Source organism: Corynebacterium occultum, assembly GCF_009734425.1.
GTDB classification, from domain to species: Bacteria; Actinomycetota; Actinomycetes; order Mycobacteriales; family Mycobacteriaceae; genus Corynebacterium; species Corynebacterium occultum.
In genome coordinates this window covers 2,193,971-2,210,555 of the sequence record NZ_CP046455.1, presented here as the reverse complement: position 1 = coordinate 2,210,555, position 16,585 = coordinate 2,193,971, and the positions used below count along the sequence as shown (strand labels likewise).

Annotated in this window: 17 protein-coding genes; 11 read left to right on the top strand and 6 right to left on the bottom strand. The window is 62.8% G+C overall.

All coding sequences use genetic code 11. The features are described from left to right. Positions 1-107 precede the first annotated feature (107 nt). The gene (gene aceA, locus COCCU_RS10230) at positions 108-1,409 is read right to left on the bottom strand and encodes an isocitrate lyase (RefSeq protein ID WP_156231413.1); all 1,302 of its coding nucleotides are present in this window, start codon (positions 1,407-1,409) and stop codon (positions 108-110) included. A gap of 541 nt (positions 1,410-1,950) precedes the next feature. On the opposite strand from aceA, the gene glcB reads away from it, so the two are divergent. Beyond that, on the top strand, positions 1,951-4,173 hold the full coding sequence (glcB, locus tag COCCU_RS10225) for a malate synthase G (RefSeq protein WP_156231412.1): 2,223 nt from the start codon (positions 1,951-1,953) through the stop codon (positions 4,171-4,173). 64 nt (positions 4,174-4,237) lie between these two features. On the opposite strand, the gene COCCU_RS10220 is transcribed toward glcB, so the two are convergent. Together COCCU_RS10220 and COCCU_RS10215 are read right to left on the bottom strand one after the other, a co-directional pair. Continuing rightward, positions 4,238-4,648, bottom strand: coding sequence for a VOC family protein (locus tag COCCU_RS10220; RefSeq protein ID WP_156231411.1), 411 nt, complete (start codon positions 4,646-4,648; stop codon positions 4,238-4,240). 10 nt (positions 4,649-4,658) lie between these two features. Beyond that, positions 4,659-5,099: a helix-turn-helix transcriptional regulator gene (locus COCCU_RS10215; RefSeq protein WP_156231410.1), complete on the bottom strand. Its 441-nt coding sequence runs from the start codon at positions 5,097-5,099 to the stop codon at positions 4,659-4,661. A 155-nt stretch (positions 5,100-5,254) separates the two neighbouring features. Between COCCU_RS10215 and COCCU_RS10210 the strand changes: the two genes are divergently transcribed. From COCCU_RS10210 to COCCU_RS10195, 4 genes are all read left to right on the top strand, one after another. Further along, a complete protein-coding gene (locus COCCU_RS10210) occupies positions 5,255-5,953 on the top strand; it encodes a cupin domain-containing protein (RefSeq protein WP_197088341.1) in 699 nt (232 codons plus the stop codon). 177 nt (positions 5,954-6,130) lie between these two features. After that, complete coding sequence (locus tag COCCU_RS10205; RefSeq protein WP_156231408.1) at positions 6,131-7,123, top strand: ABC transporter substrate-binding protein; 993 nt, start codon at positions 6,131-6,133, stop codon at positions 7,121-7,123. After that, positions 7,120-8,073, top strand: a complete 954-nt coding sequence (locus tag COCCU_RS10200; RefSeq protein ID WP_156231407.1) for an ABC transporter permease — start codon at positions 7,120-7,122, stop codon at positions 8,071-8,073. The genes COCCU_RS10205 and COCCU_RS10200 overlap by 4 nt, the downstream gene beginning before the upstream one ends. Continuing rightward, positions 8,073-8,864, top strand: coding sequence for an ABC transporter ATP-binding protein (locus tag COCCU_RS10195; protein ID WP_156232784.1), 792 nt, complete (start codon positions 8,073-8,075; stop codon positions 8,862-8,864). The genes COCCU_RS10200 and COCCU_RS10195 overlap by 1 nt, the downstream gene beginning before the upstream one ends. A gap of 105 nt (positions 8,865-8,969) precedes the next feature. Here the strand turns inward: COCCU_RS10195 and COCCU_RS10190 are convergent, their stop codons facing one another. Continuing rightward, positions 8,970-10,262 carry a DUF418 domain-containing protein gene (locus COCCU_RS10190; protein ID WP_197088340.1) on the bottom strand — a complete coding sequence of 431 codons (1,293 nt, stop codon included), beginning with the start codon at positions 10,260-10,262 and terminating at the stop codon, positions 8,970-8,972. A 186-nt stretch (positions 10,263-10,448) separates the two neighbouring features. Here COCCU_RS10190 and COCCU_RS10185 point away from each other — a divergent pair, with 186 nt between their 5' ends. From COCCU_RS10185 to COCCU_RS14555, 3 genes are all read left to right on the top strand, one after another. Beyond that, positions 10,449-11,066 (top strand): hypothetical protein, encoded by a 618-nt coding sequence (locus tag COCCU_RS10185; protein WP_156231405.1) that lies wholly within the window; start codon positions 10,449-10,451, stop codon positions 11,064-11,066. After that, positions 11,053-11,673 carry a hypothetical protein gene (locus COCCU_RS10180; RefSeq protein WP_156231404.1) on the top strand — a complete coding sequence of 207 codons (621 nt, stop codon included), beginning with the start codon at positions 11,053-11,055 and terminating at the stop codon, positions 11,671-11,673. Before COCCU_RS10185 ends, COCCU_RS10180 begins: the two co-directional genes overlap by 14 nt. Positions 11,674-11,846: 173 nt before the next feature. Beyond that, positions 11,847-11,990: a hypothetical protein gene (locus COCCU_RS14555; protein ID WP_197088339.1), complete on the top strand. Its 144-nt coding sequence runs from the start codon at positions 11,847-11,849 to the stop codon at positions 11,988-11,990. A 98-nt stretch (positions 11,991-12,088) separates the two neighbouring features. Here the strand turns inward: COCCU_RS14555 and COCCU_RS10175 are convergent, their stop codons facing one another. Beyond that, positions 12,089-12,997 (bottom strand): ribokinase, encoded by a 909-nt coding sequence (locus COCCU_RS10175; protein ID WP_156231403.1) that lies wholly within the window; start codon positions 12,995-12,997, stop codon positions 12,089-12,091. Between the two features lie 131 nt (positions 12,998-13,128). Next, positions 13,129-14,100, bottom strand: coding sequence for a LacI family DNA-binding transcriptional regulator (locus COCCU_RS10170; protein WP_231598737.1), 972 nt, complete (start codon positions 14,098-14,100; stop codon positions 13,129-13,131). A 483-nt stretch (positions 14,101-14,583) separates the two neighbouring features. Here COCCU_RS10170 and COCCU_RS10165 point away from each other — a divergent pair, with 483 nt between their 5' ends. The 3 genes from COCCU_RS10165 to COCCU_RS10155 are packed head-to-tail and all read left to right on the top strand — an operon-like array spanning position 14,584 to position 16,546. After that, the gene (locus COCCU_RS10165; RefSeq protein ID WP_156231401.1) at positions 14,584-15,090 is read left to right on the top strand and encodes a hypothetical protein; all 507 of its coding nucleotides are present in this window, start codon (positions 14,584-14,586) and stop codon (positions 15,088-15,090) included. A gap of 4 nt (positions 15,091-15,094) precedes the next feature. Further along, positions 15,095-15,658: a hypothetical protein gene (locus COCCU_RS10160; RefSeq protein WP_156231400.1), complete on the top strand. Its 564-nt coding sequence runs from the start codon at positions 15,095-15,097 to the stop codon at positions 15,656-15,658. 48 nt (positions 15,659-15,706) lie between these two features. Beyond that, positions 15,707-16,546, top strand: coding sequence for an arylamine N-acetyltransferase family protein (locus tag COCCU_RS10155; protein ID WP_156231399.1), 840 nt, complete (start codon positions 15,707-15,709; stop codon positions 16,544-16,546). The last annotated feature ends 39 nt before the right edge of the window (positions 16,547-16,585 follow it).

Below are 16,585 nucleotides of genomic sequence, written 5' to 3'. Positions count from 1 at the left end.
GGGGTGGAACCGGAGGGCTGTGCTGCCGCGGTGCCACGGGTAGAACCCAAGGGGCGAAGATCAGGCAGGGGTGGGGTAGGGGGAGTTCGCCTACCCCGGTGAGGGGTTTAAGCGTTCGTGGACACGAACTGCTCTTCCTCGGTGGAGCCCTTCAGCGAGGTTGTGGAAGAGGTCGGGTCAACGGTGGTGGCGATATTGTCGAAGTAGCCGGCACCGACCTCGCGCTGGTGCTTGACGGCGGTGAAGCCACGCTCCTCAGCTGCCTGGAACTCACGGTTCTGCAGGTCGACGAAAGCGGTCATACCGTTGCGGGCGTAGCCGTGTGCCAGATCGAACATGCCGTAGTTGAGGGAGTGGAAGCCAGCCAGGGTGATGAACTGGAACTTGAAGCCCATGGCGGACAGTTCCTTCTGGAACTTGGCGATCTCATCTGCCTCCAGGTGTGCGGACCAGTTGAAGGAGGGGGAGCAGTTGTAGGCGAGTAGCTGATCCGGGAATTCTTCGTGGACGGCTTCGGCGAACTGCTTGGCCACTGCCAGGTCCGGGGTACCGGTCTCCATCCAGATCAGGTCGGAGTAGGGGGCGTAGGCCTTGGCGCGGGCGATGCAGGGCTCGATGCCGTTGCGGATCCGGTAGTAACCCTCGGCGGTGCGATCACCCTCGATGAAGGGACGGTCACGCTCATCGACGTCGGAGGTGATCAGGGTGGCGGCCTCAGCGTCGGTACGGGCGATGACCACGGTCGGGACGTTGGCGACATCGGCTGCCAGGCGGGCGGAGGTCAGGGTGCGGATGTGCTGCTGGGTCGGGATGAGGACCTTGCCACCGAGGTGGCCACACTTCTTCTCGGAAGCGAGCTGATCCTCCCAGTGGGTGCCGGCGGCACCGGCACCGATCATGGCCTTCTGCAGCTCGTAGACGTTGAGGGCGCCGCCGAAGCCGGCCTCGCCGTCGGCGACGATCGGAACGAGCCAGTTGTCGACGGAGGTGTCACCCTCGGAGCGGGCGATCTCATCGGCACGCAGCAGGGCGTTGTTGATGCGGCGGACGACCTGGGGGACCGAGTTGGCCGGGTAGAGGGACTGGTCCGGGTAGGTGTGGCCGGAGAGGTTGGCGTCACCGGCGACCTGCCAACCGGAGAGGTAGACAGCCTTCAGGCCGGCGCGGACCTGCTGGACTGCCTGGTTGCCGGTCAGGGCACCCAGGGAGTGGATGTAATCATCGCCGTTGACACCTTCCCAGAGGATTTCAGCGCCACGACGGGCGAGGGTGTGCTCCTCGATGACGGTGCCCTGCAGTTCAGCAACCTGCTCTGCGGTGTAGTCACGGGTGGTGTTGGCCCAACGGGGGTTGGTGTCCCAGTCCTGCTGGATCTCTGCTGCGGTACGTGCCTGGCCGGTGGTGCTCATATCGGTCACTTCCTAAAATCTTGAGGGCTTCCAGGGGATGGAGCCTGAGGGAGGGGAACTGCCTTGGGCGCTACTGCGGTCTCACCTGAAGTGTGTAACCGTGGTCACGCTGTCTTGGTGGCGTGGTTCACACACTGCTCGATCCCGTGATCTTCGTCAACGGTCTCGGCTCTTAAACTTCTGCGCGGGGGTAAGGGGTAATTTCGCTAAGTTTGCAAAGATTGAAATTTAGAAATCTCTATCAATAGTTTCTTCTATCGCCCCTGAGCTGCATTTAGTCAAGCGATGCGATTTTGGCCGCTAGGTTGCCTTTTCGGGAAATTTGCAGAATTATCACGATGGTCATCCTTTTGTGATGGGGGTAACTATGGGGCGAAGTTCGCAAAAGCCTTTTGTTCGTGACGGCCATCACTTAGCCTGATTTTCAACGCACCGCATCGGAATGCGTGCCGGACCGCTTCCCACTAACGAAGTCATCTCCTGACTTCCCAGGGATCCGCGAAGGCAGTCCCCACCTTTCCCGAGTCAGTAGGAGCCAGACATGTCCGAGCAGTCCACGACCATCATCAACCTCACCGACACCACCGAGCGCGTCAACGCCGGAGGCATGGAGGTCGCCAAGGTCCTCTACGACTTCCTGGCCGAGACCGTTCTTCCGCACGTCGACGTGGAGGCTGGCCCCTTCTGGGAGGGTTTCGGTCAGCTCGTCCGCGAACTGACTCCGCGCAACCGTGAGCTTCTGGCACGCCGTGACCAGCTGCAGTCCCAGCTGGATAAGTACCACCGGGAAAACCCGGGCCAGCTGGATCCGGATGTCATGGAGGCCTACCTCACCGAGATCGGTTACCTGGTTGATGAGCCGGGCCGCGGCCAGATCGTCACCCGCCACATCGACCGGGAGATCGCCGAGACCGCCGGCCCGCAGCTGGTCGTCCCGATCACCAACGCCCGGTTCGCCATCAACGCAGCCAACGCCCGCTGGGGTTCCCTCTATGACGCCCTCTACGGCACCAACGCCATCCCGGACACCGACGGTGCGGAACGCGGCAAGGGGTACAACCCGGCCCGGGGCCGCAAGGTCATCGAGTGGACCCGCAAATTCCTCGATGATGTCATCCCGCTGCAGGGTGCCAGCCACGTTGATGTTGAGCGCTACGGAATCACCGAGGGTCGCCTGATCGCCCATATCGACAAGTCGGAACACAGCCTGGTCAATGAGGATGCCTACCTCGGTTTCACCGGTGACCTCTATGATCCCGCCTCCATCCTGCTGCGCAACAACGGTCTGCATATCGAGCTGCAGATCGACCCGGTTTCCCCGATCGGCCAGGATGACCCGGCCGGGCTGAAGGATGTCATCCTGGAGTCGGCCATCACCACCATCATGGACTTCGAGGATTCGGTCGCCGCTGTCGACGCCGAGGACAAGACCCTGGGTTACCGCAACTGGTTCGGCCTGAACACCGGTGAGCTGGCTGAGAAGGTCACCAAGAACGGCAAGACCTTCACCCGTGAGCTCAACGAGGACCGCCACTTCATCTCCCGCACGGGCTGCGATCTCCCCCTGCACGGGCGTTCCCTGCTGTTCGTCCGCAATGTCGGCCACCTGATGAGCAACCCCGCCATCCTGGTTGATGGTGAGGAGATCCAGGAGGGCATCATGGATGCCGTCATCACCTCGCTCTGCGCCATCCCGGGAATCAACCCGGAGAACAGCCGCCGCAACTCCCGCACCGGTTCCATCTACATCGTCAAGCCCAAGCAGCATGGCCCGGAGGAGGTCGCCTTCACCAACGAGCTCTTCGGCCGGGTCGAGGATCTGCTGGGACTGCCGCGCAACACCCTCAAGGTCGGTGTCATGGATGAGGAGCGTCGCACCTCCGTCAACCTGGATGCCTGCATCATGGCGGTCGGTGAGCGCCTGGCCTTCATCAACACCGGCTTCCTGGACCGCACCGGCGATGAGATCCACACCTCCATGCAGGCCGGCCCCATGGTCCGCAAGGCTGATATGCAGACCGCCCCCTGGAAGCAGGCCTATGAGAACCACAATGTCGATGCCGGCATTGCCCGTGGTCTGCCCGGCAAGGCCCAGATCGGCAAGGGCATGTGGGCCATGACCGAGCTGATGGGGGAGATGCTGGAGAAGAAGATCGGCCAACCCCGCGAGGGCGCCAACACCGCCTGGGTTCCCTCACCCACCGGCGCCACCCTGCACGCCACCCACTACCACCGCGTCGATGTCTTCGCCGTCCAGGAGGAACTGAAGGCCGCCGGCCGACGCAACTCCTTCGTCGACCTGCTCACCATCCCGGTTGCCAAGAACCCGAATTGGACTCCCGAGGAAAAGAAGGAGGAGCTGGACAACAACTGCCAGTCCATCCTCGGCTATGTCGTCCGCTGGGTGGAGCAGGGCGTCGGTTGCTCCAAGGTTCCGGACATCCATGATATTGACCTGATGGAGGACCGCGCCACCCTGCGCATCTCCTCCCAACTGCTGGCCAACTGGCTGACCCACGGTGTGGTCACCGAGGAGCAGATCCTCGAGTCACTGCAGCGGATGGCCGCGGTCGTCGATAAGCAGAATGAGGGGGATCCGACCTACCTGCCGATGGCCGCCAACTTCGAGGGCTCCATCGCCTTCCAGGCTGCCAAGGACCTCATTCTCAAGGGTGCGGACTCCAGCGTCTCACCCTCGGGTTACACGGAGCCGATCCTGCACGCCCGCCGCCGCGAGTTCAAGGCGCGGGAAGGCCTGGTCTAAAAACCCCGCTTGACGACGTCCCGTGCCTGCCGCAGAAAATGCGGCAGGCACGGGGTTCTCCCGCTCAGCTGGCCTGGTTGATGCGGATGATATTGCCGGCGGGGTCCCGGAGCGCGAAATCACGTACCCCGTAGTCCTGGGTCATCGGCTCCTGGATGATCTCCGCACCGGCGGCTGAGACCTGTTCGAAATAGCCGTCCAGATCATCGGTGCTCAGGATGACCCCGGCATAGACTCCCTTGGCGATCAGTTCCGCGATCACCTGCTTTTCCGGCTCGGTGATCCCCGGGTCCACCGCCGGGGGTTGCAGCACGATGGCGGTGTCCGGCTGGCCAACGGGACCGACGGTGATCCACCGCATGTCTTCATAACCCACATCCAGACGAACCTCGAAACCGAGTACATCACGGTAGAAGGTCAGGGAGGCCTCGGGATCGGTGTGGGGAAGGAATGAATTCGAAATCTTGATGTCCATGACCCTGAGGTTAGGGCGTGGCGGAGCCCTTTGCTTCTTGATTCCTGACCGGTCTGCTCACCTGGCGGGTCACACAGGGTGGAAGTCCCGCCGCCTCCCCGCCATGCCCCTGCTGGTAGACACTGGGGGAGACCCCGACCAACTCCGAAAAACGGGTGCTGAAAGTGCCCAGGGAAGCCGAACCCACCGCGAAGCACACCTCCGTGACACTGAGATCACCCCGGCGCAGCAGGGTCTTGGCGCGCTCAATCCGCCGGGTCATCAAATAGGAATAAGGCGGTTCCCCATAGATCCGCTTGAACTCCCGACTCAGATGCCCAGCCGACATATAGGCCCCGCGGGCCAGTTCCCCCACATTCAGAGGGCGGTCGTATTCCCGGTCGATCCGGTCCCGGACCCGCCGGATCGCGATGATGTCAGCCAGCTTCTGCTGCTGGGGATTTCTTGCCATGAACATGATGCTACGTCATGTCCATCGCTGCTCAGCCCCCATTTCTGGGTGATTGTGGCCAGCGCCGCCTGAGCGTAGCTTCAGAGTTAAGCATGCCCTGGGATCTGTCCCCGGGGGTCCGCATGGTCCACACCAGAGTCCCGGAGGACTGCCTGATGGAAACTCCCGAGAAAACACTGACCACCGGAAGAACCCGCGACAACACCGGAAAACCCATCGAGGGCACCGGTTTCAACTACACGCCGGGAGGTCGCGTGGCCGAGGCCCTGGCAGCCCGGATCAGCCCCATCTACTCCCACCCCACCCACGGGGAGTGGGGTATGAAACTGGTCGATCCCAGTGAAAACGGCGGTGAGTATCTGCGGGGCATAGGGGTGTTCCGGGAGGGCCAGCCCTGGTTGGCGGCGCACTATCACCCCGACTATGAAGAGCACTTCGAGATCCTGGAGGGCACCTTCGCCTTCCGGTTGGACAGGACGGTGTACAACTTCGGACCAGGGGAGAAGGCAGCGGTCCCCAAGGGGGTGCTGCACACCTTCCGCTACACCGGCAGGGGATTCGGGTCCTTCCTCATCGAGGCCCGGCCGGGGGGACGTTTCGCCGAGTTCATCCCCATCTATTATGGCCTGGCCCATGACGGGAAGTTCTCCAAGTCCGGGGCGCCGCAGCTCCTCCCGGCGATGCTCATGACCAGGGAGCTCGAGGGTGACACCGTCTTTCCCTCGCCGCCGCCGCGGATCACCCGTCCCCTGGCCAGGGTCCTGGGCCCCCTCGCCAGTCGGCGTGGCTACCGGGAACTCTTCGACCTCTACCGCACGGATGAGTTCTGGGAGAAGCGGGTGGAACAACCCTGATTTCCCGGGTGTCAGGGGGACTGGCTGCCGCGGCGTAGATAAGCCTGGGGTGGGGTGGGTATCAGGAAGATTTCACGTCTTTTTCACATATGTGCGGGGATACAAGTAAGTTCAAAGGTGATTTAGTTCATTCTTTCGGTGCTCCCCCCGGGGTGCCGACGAGAGAAGGATACCGACATGTTCTCCACACCTAAGATCCTCGCCGGCCTCTTCGCCGTCGGCGCACTGACACTCTCCGCCTGTTCCTCCGACTCCAGCGATGACACCGCCACCGGTGGCGACGCAGCCGGCGGCGACTCCTACAGCATCGGCATCAACCAGCTGGTGCAGCACCCCGCACTCGATGCCGCCACCGAAGGCTTCAAGCAGGCCTTCGAGGATGCCGGTGTCGAGGTCGACTTCGATGAGCAGAACGCCAATGGTGAGCAGGGCACCGCCCTGACCATCGCCCAGCAGTTCGCCGCCGCCAACCTGGACCTGGTGCTCGCCGTGGCCACCCCGGCAGCACAGGCCACCGCCCAGAACATCACCGATATTCCGGTGCTCTTCACCGCGGTCACCGATGCCGAGGCCGCTGAACTGGTGGACTCCAACGAAGCCCCGGGTGCCAACGTCACCGGCACCTCCGATGCCGCCCCGATCGATGAGCAGCTGGCACTGATGCAGGAGCTGGTGCCGGACATGGAGAGCATCGGCATCGTCTACGCCTCCGGTGAGGTCAACTCCCAGGTTCAGGTGGATGCGGTGAACCAGGCCGCTGGCCCGCTGGGCGTGGAGGTCAAGACCCAGACGGTGACCACCGTCAACGAGATCCAGCAGGCCGTGGAGGCACTGGGTGAGGTCGACGCCATCTACGTGCCCACCGACAACATGGTCGTTTCCGGCATCGCCTCCCTGATCCAGGTTGCCGAGCAGAAGTCCATCCCGGTGATCGGCGCGGAATCCGGCACCGTCGAGGGTGGTGCCGTGGCCACCCTGGGTATCGACTACACCGAACTGGGCCGTCAGACCGGTGAGATGGCCCTGGAGATCCTGCGCAACGGCGGTGACCCGGCCACCACCCCCGTCGAGACCGCCCAGGAGTTCACCTACGTCATCAACGAGGATGCCGCGGAGCGTCAGGGTGTGAGCATTCCGCAGAACATCCTGGACGAAGCTGAGCGGGTATGATCGGCGCCTTCGAGGTCGGCCTGATCTACGGGGTCATGGCGCTCGGGGTCTACCTGACCTTCCGGGTGCTCAACTTCCCCGACCTCACGGTTGACGGTTCCTTCACCACCGGTGCGGCCACCGCCGCCATCGGTCTGCTCAACGGCTGGAACCCGATCCTGGCCACCCTGGCGGGTTTCGGCACCGGCTTCCTGGCGGGCGCGGTCACCGGTCTGCTGCACACCAAGGGCAAGATCGACGGCCTGCTCGCCGGAATCCTGACCATGATCGCCCTGTGGTCGATCAACCTGCGCATCATGGGTGGGGCAAATGTGCCCCTCCTGCGGCAGGACACCCTCTTCACCCCCCTGCGGGAGGCGGGGATCCTGAACAGCTGGGGCAGCGTCGCCGTCATGGCGGTCGCGGTCGGCCTGCTGGCTGCCGTGGTGATCTGGTTCCTGCGCACCGACCTGGGGCTGTCCATCCGGGCGACCGGCGATAATGGCCAGATGATCACCGCCTATGGCGTCTCCACCGACTTCACCAAGACGCTCACCCTGGCGCTCTCCAATGGTTTCGTCGGCATGTGTGGTGCCCTGATCGCCCAGTACCAGGGCTTCTCCGATATCTCCATGGGTATCGGTCTGATCCTGGTCGGACTGGCCTCGGTGATCGTGGGCCAGGCCGTTTTCGGGCAGCGTTTCCTCTGGCTGGCGGTCTACGCCGTCATCATCGGTTCGGTGCTCTACCGACTGATCATCTTCGCTGCCCTGCGACTGGGGCTGGACCCCAATGACATGAAGGCGATCACCGCGGTGCTGGTGATCATCGCCCTGCTGGTGCCGCGCATGAGGGAATGGTGGAAACGCTTCCAGACCTGGATCCGTCGGGCCAACACCGACCTCCAGCTGGAGGAAGAACCACATACCCCTGACCTGGTGGGAAGCACCCCGACCGGAGAGGTTCGATGATGCTGCAGATCAAGAACATCTCCAAGACCTTTTTCCCCGGCACCGTCAATGAACGCAAAGCCCTGGACAATGTTTCCCTCCATATGGAGGAAGGTGACTTCGTCACCGTCATCGGTTCCAATGGTGCCGGAAAATCCACCCTGCTCAATGCGGTGTCCGGCCGGCTGATCATGGACCGCGGCAGCATCAGTATCGCCGGATCCCAGGTATCCCGGCTGCGGGAGCATAAGCGTGCCCGCTTTGTCGGCCGGGTGTTCCAGGATCCCCTGGCAGGCACCGCTCCCCACCTCACCATCGAGGAGAACCTCTCCCTCGCACTCCGACGTGGCCGTTCCCGGGGTCTGGGGCCCAGCCTGAGCCGGAAGCGGCGGGAGCTCTACCGGGAGGAGCTGGCCAAGCTGGAGCTGGGGCTGGAGGATCGGCTCACCGCCAAGGTCGGACTGCTCTCCGGTGGTCAGCGACAGGCACTCTCCCTGCTCATGGCCGGATTCACCCAGCCGCAGATCATGCTGCTTGATGAGCACACCGCAGCGTTGGATCCCCAGCGCGCCGACCTGGTCACCGACCTGACCCGACGCATCGTGGCTGATGGGCGCCTGACCACCCTGATGGTCACCCACAACATGGAGCAGGCGATCCGCCTGGGCAACCGACTGATCATGATGCATGAGGGACGCATCGTCTATGAGGCGGACCCCGTCACCAAGGCGAAGCTGACGGTGCCGGACCTGCTCAATGAGTTTGCCAATATCAAGGGCGCCACCCTCTCGGACAAGTCCCTGCTGGGCTGAGTCCCGCCCGCGCCCCCCCTGCCAGATCGTTGCATTCCCAGAACTGATCCCCGGGCCGGAGGAGTTAATCTCCCTCCGACCCGGGGATCAGTCTCTGTTCCACCGTTATTTCCTGATGTCAGGCTGTAGTTCCCGGCCGTGACTGTCCAACTGCTCAGCCGGATTCTCCGCGGGTGGCTTCAGGTCCCCCACCGGGGTGGTGGCAGGGCTGGGATCAGGTAGTTCTCGGGCGGGGAGATCCTGGCGGGTGGCGGTATCAATGACACGTGCCACCCATTCCTCGAGGGGGCCCCGCCGGAACTTCAACTTCCACAGTGCTGCCACCGTTGCCGCAACCACCACGGTCAGTATCACCAGCAGATCATTTTCCGGCGCTTTCCCCTGGAGATAATCATCGAAATCCGCAGCCGGGTTCAGCAGGGTGAAGCCGAGCCCATGGAAGTACCAGGCGGTGGTGAGAACATGCAGCACATACACTGTCAGGCTCATCGAGCCAGCTGCCCGCAGCGGATAAAGCAACCTATTCAACCAGGTGAAACGGCACAACAGCAGGCACAGGGCGAGTGCCGCCAGCGAAGCGAAAAGGCTGGTGATCTGCTCCATCAGGCCACCGCTGTGACCCTCCGGAGAGAGAAAGACGAAGGCCGGTTCAGACACCAGGAACCTGGATTCAAAGATAACTTCCTCGGTGTAGTACTGCACCGAGGAATCCGGGTCGAGCGGAATGAAACCGAGAAGATAACGGGCCTGAAGCCCCAACATTGTCAGCAGCGCACCCACAACCAGCAGGCAGCTGAGCGCGATGGTGGAAACCTGCGGGGTGATCAGCAGCCGGTGGAGCAGAATACCCGCTGTGACATAGGTCAACCACGCCAGGAGCGGGTAACTGCCACCCATCAAGGACGTGAGGAAAGCTCCGGGGAGCAGCACCTGCAGTGCCGGGCCCACCAGCAGCAGAGTCAACCCCAGGGAAATCAGGGTGGAGTTTCGGGCACGGGGTGCCCAGCTGAGCAGGACCATCGCCAAACCGAGGGGGAGCAGCACCACCGCGATCGAGACCTGAGCCTCTCCCAGGATGAAACCCAGGACCATGAGGATCAGCCCCCGGATGATCAACCGGTGGCGATTATGGGCCAGGGTGGCGCCTCCGGCCCGGACCGCAGAGGCAGAGATGATCGACATGGAGATCCCGGCCAGGACCGCAAAGAGAGCGGAGGGCAGACCATTCCGGGACTCCATGAAGATCCTGCTGAAACCTTCATAATCCAATTCCTCACCCAGGTGGGAATAGACCATACCCATCACGGCGAGGAAGCGGGCCAGGTCAAGACCGTGGATTCGAGGGGCGAGGGTGCTGATGGACGCAGGCAGGCTTGGGGTGAGGGTGTTGGTTTTCATGAAACCCCGATCTTGATGATGGATGGACCATTTCAGTCTAGTGACAGCTGAGGGATTCCTGCGGTGAAATACCTCCCGATAGTGGGGAGCTGGGGACGTCATATTTCGGGGCACCACATCCCTGGGCGGCATGTTGCGGGGCAGAGGTGCAGCTCAGATACGGGGCGTGGATTAATCTTGTTTCTCATGTACAGCAGCCTGGAGATCATCGAACTCGAAGAAGAGGGTTATACCGTCGTATTCACCCACCCGGCGGGGTTCACACATCTGGCCCAAGCCGGCCTGCACACCGAACTGCCCCTGCTGCTGCCCCACGCCATGGAGGTGTTTGCAGATCACCGCGACTTCCAGGACTATGTCTGGGACACCGCAGGGCGGCACTGCCCCTTCATAGATGTCTCTGACCTGGCTTTCCAGGTCTCTGGGGTCACCTCCCTGGGCATGGATGCCAGGGATCGGCTGCTGGGTTCCTTCACCCTTCGGCAGATCTACCGCCTCCCGTACAGCACCGACTATGTTCTGGCGGAGGTGGGGATGGAGAGACCGGAGCGGCAGCGCTTTTATCTGCTTTTTCCCGCTGCGCTGGTGGCACGACATGGCCCGGGCACCGTGGTCTGGGGAGTCTTCGACCGGGTCAGGGATATCGCTGATGTACCCACTGAGCAGATCCTGGCCTCCACCCATCCTAACCTCATCTTCCGGGTGGTTCTGGCACTGAGCCGTGGGGACCGGGAACTCTGGGACCTGATGCTGGAACTGGGGGGAGTCCGCCTCAACTATCATCGGGGCAGTGCAATTGGCTGAGGATGAGGGCTATCGGGTGATCACCGATGATGGGCCGCCGATGCGATTCAGCCTCCATGACCCCGCCTACCGACAGACCCATGTCGACTCTGAATCGAGCACCGGGCGGGCCGGCAAGGATGTCAGGGGCATCCCCATGGATGAGCCCGCCTATCACAATCTGCTGGCGATCCTGGAACGGGTGATGGACACCCCGGAGATGATGGCGGATGAGAAGCTCATGTACCGGGTGAACCAGTTCCTCGCCCTGGTCATGGCGGCCGCGCCGCGCCGGGTGCTGGCCCGTCACCACGGTTTCGCTGAAATATCGCTTGGGGCGGCGAGGGAACTGGACTGGGAGGACATCGAGTCCTGGATCGCGGAGCAGCCACCGGAGGAGGAAGCGGCGGAACGTCAATTCCTGCTGGAACCCGGTCAGGCGGTGGATTCCCAGGTGCTGGCTACCCTGCACCGGGCCTGTGAGGACCACTCCCTGCTGCGGGTGGAGCTGAAGAAAGCTGCGCCGGTGGTGTTGGAGGCAAGAAAGATCGGTTATTCCTGGACCACGGAGCGCCAGCTGCAGGGCTTCGACCAGGCCAGCGGACAGGAACTCAAGCTGGGGTTTTGACCTTGTACAGCGTGGAATACCTGGGTATGCCCTGGGGCCGCTGACAAAGGGGGAAGGTGATTCCCGGGGTCCACCTGAATTCCGGGGAAGTGATCATGGTGGATTGTCCACCCTGATGGGCTAGTATCTGTGATGATCTACATGAACCAGTTGCGAAAGAAATGGCGGCGCTCATGAATGCTTTTGAACACGGTCGCGACCATGTTTCGCTCAGTGTCGGCGAAATGTCGGAGTTTGAACGCCTCATCGACATTTTCGAGGTGGCTGAAGAGCATGTTCTTGACCCTGGCCTGCTCACCCAGGTCTATTCCTCCTGATATGCCCCTGAACCTGATGCATCTTTAGAGTCCACAAAGAAAAATTGCCCTGTCCGCGGTGTGTGACCGTTGACAGGGCAAAAGTGTTTCCCCGGGGTCTAGCCCCTGACCTCGGGCAGCTGGGCAGTGGTATCGGGGTAGGAGGCCTGGGCACCGTGGCCGGTCGCGGCGTAGGCACCCACCCGGGCGGCGTGCTGCGCCGCGGCGATCATGTCCTCACCTTCCAGGAGCTTGGCGACGAAGGCACCGGCGAAGGCGTCACCGGCACCGGTGGTGTCCACCGCTTCAATCTTCGGGGTGGGGATCTCCACCAGTTCCGCCGGGGTCCCCACCAGCGCACCATGGGCGCCGAGAGTCAACACCACCGAGGCGAACCCGGCGTCGAGAAGCGACTGGGCGAGTACCTGCGGCTCCCCGGACTCCGGGGTGATGCCCAGCTGCTCCAGGATCAGACCGGCCTCATGCTCATTGGCCATGATCGGATCAGCTTTCAGCAGGGCCTCCCGGGGCACCTCGATCACCGGGGCGAGGTTGACCACGAGACGTCCGCCACAGAGCTCGGTGGCGGCGGCGAACCCCGAGGCCGGGATCTCACCCTGGAGCAGCAGGATATCGGCCCCGACGAGGGTGTCCGCATGAGTGCGGACATAGGATTCATCGACGGTGGCGTTGGCGCCGGGGACCACGATGATGGAGTTCTCGCCGTCCTTGGACACCGTGATCACAGCCAGGCCGGTGGTTGTCGCGGTGGTGGCCACCCCGGTCATGTTCACCCCGGCGGAGTGGAGCAGTTCGGTGCTGGGGCCGGCGTAGGCATCTGAACCCACCGCGCCGATCATGGTGACCTCCGCGCCCTGGAGTGCCGCGGCCACCGCCTGGTTGGCACCCTTGCCACCTGGGGTTATGTTGCCACCGCTGCCCATCAGTGTTTCACCTGGGTGGGGATGGCGGTGGACCCGGACCACCAGATCAGCGTTGATGGAACCGACCACGACGACACCACTCATCGACATTCACCCCTTTTTCTCCGCAGCCCGGCGATGGGTTGTGCAGGCCTGCGATCCTGGATATTTTCCCTCAACTCTAGCGATGTGTCAGAGCGGCCGACACTTCCCATGCCGCTGTTGCCAGGCGTGGCTCAGGGGGCGGAACCGGCGGTGGAGGCCCGGATCTTCAGTTTGGTGGGCAGACGTACCGACACCGGTGGGGTGTCCCCGGCAATCAGGTGCTGCAGCACCTCAAAGGCGCGGATCCCGAGCTCGGTGACCTGCTGATCGATGACCGTCAAGGGGGCCGGCTGCAGCTGGAAGATCGGGTGGTCATCAAAACCCACCAGGGCGATGTCCCGCCCAACTTCGACGCCAAGCGTGTGGCAGGCCTCGAGTGCACCGATGGACATCATGGTGTCCCCGGCGATGATGGCCCGGATTCCCTGAGCCAACAGCGTCCGGGTGCCTTCATAACCTTCCCGCTGTTCATAACCACCGGGGTACACCGGCTGATCCCCGAAGCCTTCGGCGCGGCAGGCGTCGTGGAAGGCGGCCAGTCGTTCCCGACCGGTGGAGGTGTCCACCGGCCCTGAAAGGTAGCCGATCGAAAGGTGGCCACGCTCCTTCAGATGTCTGACCGCGGCGGTGACCCCCTCCGTGGGGTCCGAGGAGACGGAGGTGATCTCAGTGTCCGGGAGGGTGCGGTCAACCAGGACGAGCGGGACACCCAGGTTTCTCAGTTCCAGCAGCTGTTCGCTGTTTTCCTCATGGGGGACCACCAGCAGGCCGTCCACCCGATGTCCCGCCAACACCCTCAACGCCTTGGCCAGTTCCTCCGGATCCTCCTCGGAGGTGAAGAGGATGGTCGACAGGGATGCCTCGCTGGCGGCATGCTGCACCGCAGCGGCGAGTCCCGCGAAATAGGGGTTGATCACACTGGGGATGGTCAATCCGATGGTGGAGGTCCGTGCGGCCCGCAGGGCACGGGCCTGGGCATTGGGCTGATAACTCAGTTCTATGGCGGCAGCCCGGACGCGTTCTGCGGTGCCCGCGGAGATTGCGGAGTGGCCGCTGAGCGCCCGGGAGGTGGTGCTTATGGAGACCCCAGCCAACTGCGCCACTTCTTTGAGGGTGGCCGGTTTGGCCCTTCTGGGGTGGGGAGGCTGGGTCATCATGGTGGGTGGACTTTCAGGCTGGGGGACCCTCCCCGGGCTCAATCCGGTCGGGCGGGATAGTTCTTTCGGGGGTGAAACTAGGGGAGCGGGGTGGGAAGCGGACTTAAAGATTCAAGTTAGGGCTGCAATCGTTTGCATCGTTCAGGTCAACTTAACCTAAATTCCCAGGTGGACAGTGTCAAGCGTTGTGGGTTACAGCCCGGCATCAATTGTGACTCATATTGCGTTTATGCAGGTGAAGGGCATCTTTTTTCGGAGTGCCGCAGCCCCGAACTCGGTTGGCGAGGGAGGGGTGTTTACAGCTGTCGGGGTGGAGGCTCAACCGCGGTGCTGGTATGGCATGGCCAACGGGGTACGGGATCGTGAAAAGTGGGTGAATTTAACGGATTGTCAACACTGCGCTTCAGTTTCCGGGTTAGGGTCTTGAACATGAAAAACACCACCCAGATCTTGCCGGAGTGGCTTGCGTCTCAGGTGGATGCAGCCGAGGACAACGGCGTTGAACTCCAGCACCTGATGGACACCTCCCCCTACCGCACCGCTGCGGTACGCACTGTCGCCTCCGATGGTGACTTTGAACTCCGCGGCGGGCATGTCCACCGACGTGTGGTCCCTGCCGGGGAGACCTGGCTCCCCACCGCTGATCCCCGGATCCAGGTGTTAGGGGACACATACCGCGTCCCGCTCATCGTCACCGAGGAGATGTTGGCCGGTGAGGGTTTCCCGGTTCCCCGGGCCATCGCCGGGATGCTCCAGGTGCCCCGGCTCTCCTTTAGGGCGTTGGACTCCCGCAAGGGCAAGCGGGGCCTGCACCTCAATGATGAGCATGCCCTGCTCGGCTCCATCGCCGATTTTCTCCAGGAGATGGACACCCGGGTCGGCGAAGAAGTCGCGTTGATATTTCATCCGGACGGAAGTTTCGATGTCCAGCCTTAAAGTCATGAGCGATGCCGCCACCTTCACAGTTACCCGCACCAGGCGTTCCCTGCTTGCCTCCACCATGTTCCTGGGGTCAACCCTGGGACTCTTCCTGGTGCTCCTGGTCGGGCTCCTCTTCCTGGAAACCGGGGCATTCGGAGTATCCCCCTCAGTGGCACTGTTGACCACCGGTCTACTCAGCATTCTGCTGCTCTGGCGGATGCTCCACTGGATCAGCCCCCGCCGCCAGCCCTATTTCAGTCTGGTGGGCCACTACTTGAGGGACTACCGGGGCCGGGAAATTGATCTGCGGGATATCCAGGGGATACAGACCTGGGTGGAGTCCAATGGTGATACCGGTTCCTCCCTGGTGAAATTCACCCTCATCCCGCAGGGCAGTGACGCGCGGGTGGATCCCAAGGCGAAGTTGGCTGCGGCCTTCAGTCGTCAACACCAGATCCCCCGGGAACTGGAGTCCGGCACCTACAGTTACCCGTCTTATCTACAGCCACCGATGCACGTCTTCACCGCGGAGATACAGCGCCGTGTCCCCCATCTCTTCCTGGAACACGTCGGCGAGCTCTAAGACGCAATCCGCGGAAATGGCCAGGGGTTGGCTGGCACACTGGATGCCATGACTTTGTTGGAACGCTATTTCCGCCGCCTCGGTATCCCGGCCCCTGCGGCGGGGAGCGACCCGGTTGAAACCCTGGACAACATCCTGTCCCACCATGCCGAAGCCATCCCCTTCGAAAATCTTGACCCGCTGCTTGGTCGGGGAGCCAGCCTTGATCCCGGGGTGGTGGCCACCAAGCTTCTCGACGCCCGACGCGGTGGTTTCTGCCATGAGCACGCCCTGTTGGTCCAACAGGTCCTCCGGGAACTGGGTTTCAAGTGTTTTCCCGTCCTGGCGCGGGTCTATCGGGATCCCACCCTGACCACTCCCTCCGGGCCGACCCACCATCTGACCCTGGTGGTGCTGGGCGAGCAGCTGCGGCTGGTGGATCCGGGGTTCGGTGGTGGCACCCCGACCGTCTCCCTCCCGGTTGAGGTGGGCGCTCAGGTGGGGGAGTTCCGCCTGGTGTCCGCACCTGAGACACTGCCCAGTCAGCTGCAGGCCAGGGACGTCTCCCTGCTGCTGCAGCGCCGCTCCGGCGAGGGGGTGTGGCACAACCTCTATGGTTTCGACACGGTCCCCGCCCAGCCCCAGGATATTGAGGTTTCCAACTGGTATGTCTCCACTAGCCCGCAGGTCATGTTCACCCGCTACCCGGTGTTGGCGCGGCCCCTGCGGGACGGCACCCGGCATAGTCTCCGGGGTCGGGTGCTGCGCAGCGTCGGACCCGAGGGTGAACACCGGGAGGAGATCGGTGACCCGGGTCGATTGGGGCAGGTGCTGGGGGAGGTCTTCGGGTTGGAGCTGATCGATGCCGAGGTCGGGGAAGTGTGGGAACGGTCCGGAGAGGTCGACTGAGAAAGCGGTTCCCACCCCACTCCAGAGGGTTTTCTCTCC

Bases quoted from the DNA above. Each gene is read 5' to 3' on its own strand.
- COCCU_RS10165 (WP_156231401.1), top strand. From the start codon at position 14,584: ATGAAAAACACCACCCAGATCTTGCCGGAGTGGCTTGCGTCTCAGGTG.
- COCCU_RS10175 (WP_156231403.1), bottom strand. From the start codon at position 12,997: ATGAGTGGTGTCGTCGTGGTCGGTTCCATCAACGCTGATCTGGTGGTC.
- COCCU_RS10210 (WP_197088341.1), top strand. From the start codon at position 5,255: ATGGAAACTCCCGAGAAAACACTGACCACCGGAAGAACCCGCGACAAC.
- COCCU_RS10200 (WP_156231407.1), top strand. From the start codon at position 7,120: ATGATCGGCGCCTTCGAGGTCGGCCTGATCTACGGGGTCATGGCGCTC.
- COCCU_RS10185 (WP_156231405.1), top strand. From the start codon at position 10,449: ATGTACAGCAGCCTGGAGATCATCGAACTCGAAGAAGAGGGTTATACC.
- COCCU_RS10155 (WP_156231399.1), top strand. From the start codon at position 15,707: ATGACTTTGTTGGAACGCTATTTCCGCCGCCTCGGTATCCCGGCCCCT.
- aceA (WP_156231413.1), bottom strand. From the start codon at position 1,409: ATGAGCACCACCGGCCAGGCACGTACCGCAGCAGAGATCCAGCAGGAC.
- COCCU_RS10195 (WP_156232784.1), top strand. From the start codon at position 8,073: ATGCTGCAGATCAAGAACATCTCCAAGACCTTTTTCCCCGGCACCGTC.
- glcB (WP_156231412.1), top strand. From the start codon at position 1,951: ATGTCCGAGCAGTCCACGACCATCATCAACCTCACCGACACCACCGAG.
- COCCU_RS10215 (WP_156231410.1), bottom strand. From the start codon at position 5,099: ATGGCAAGAAATCCCCAGCAGCAGAAGCTGGCTGACATCATCGCGATC.
- COCCU_RS10220 (WP_156231411.1), bottom strand. From the start codon at position 4,648: ATGGACATCAAGATTTCGAATTCATTCCTTCCCCACACCGATCCCGAG.
- COCCU_RS14555 (WP_197088339.1), top strand. From the start codon at position 11,847: ATGAATGCTTTTGAACACGGTCGCGACCATGTTTCGCTCAGTGTCGGC.
- COCCU_RS10190 (WP_197088340.1), bottom strand. From the start codon at position 10,262: ATGAAAACCAACACCCTCACCCCAAGCCTGCCTGCGTCCATCAGCACC.
- COCCU_RS10160 (WP_156231400.1), top strand. From the start codon at position 15,095: ATGAGCGATGCCGCCACCTTCACAGTTACCCGCACCAGGCGTTCCCTG.
- COCCU_RS10205 (WP_156231408.1), top strand. From the start codon at position 6,131: ATGTTCTCCACACCTAAGATCCTCGCCGGCCTCTTCGCCGTCGGCGCA.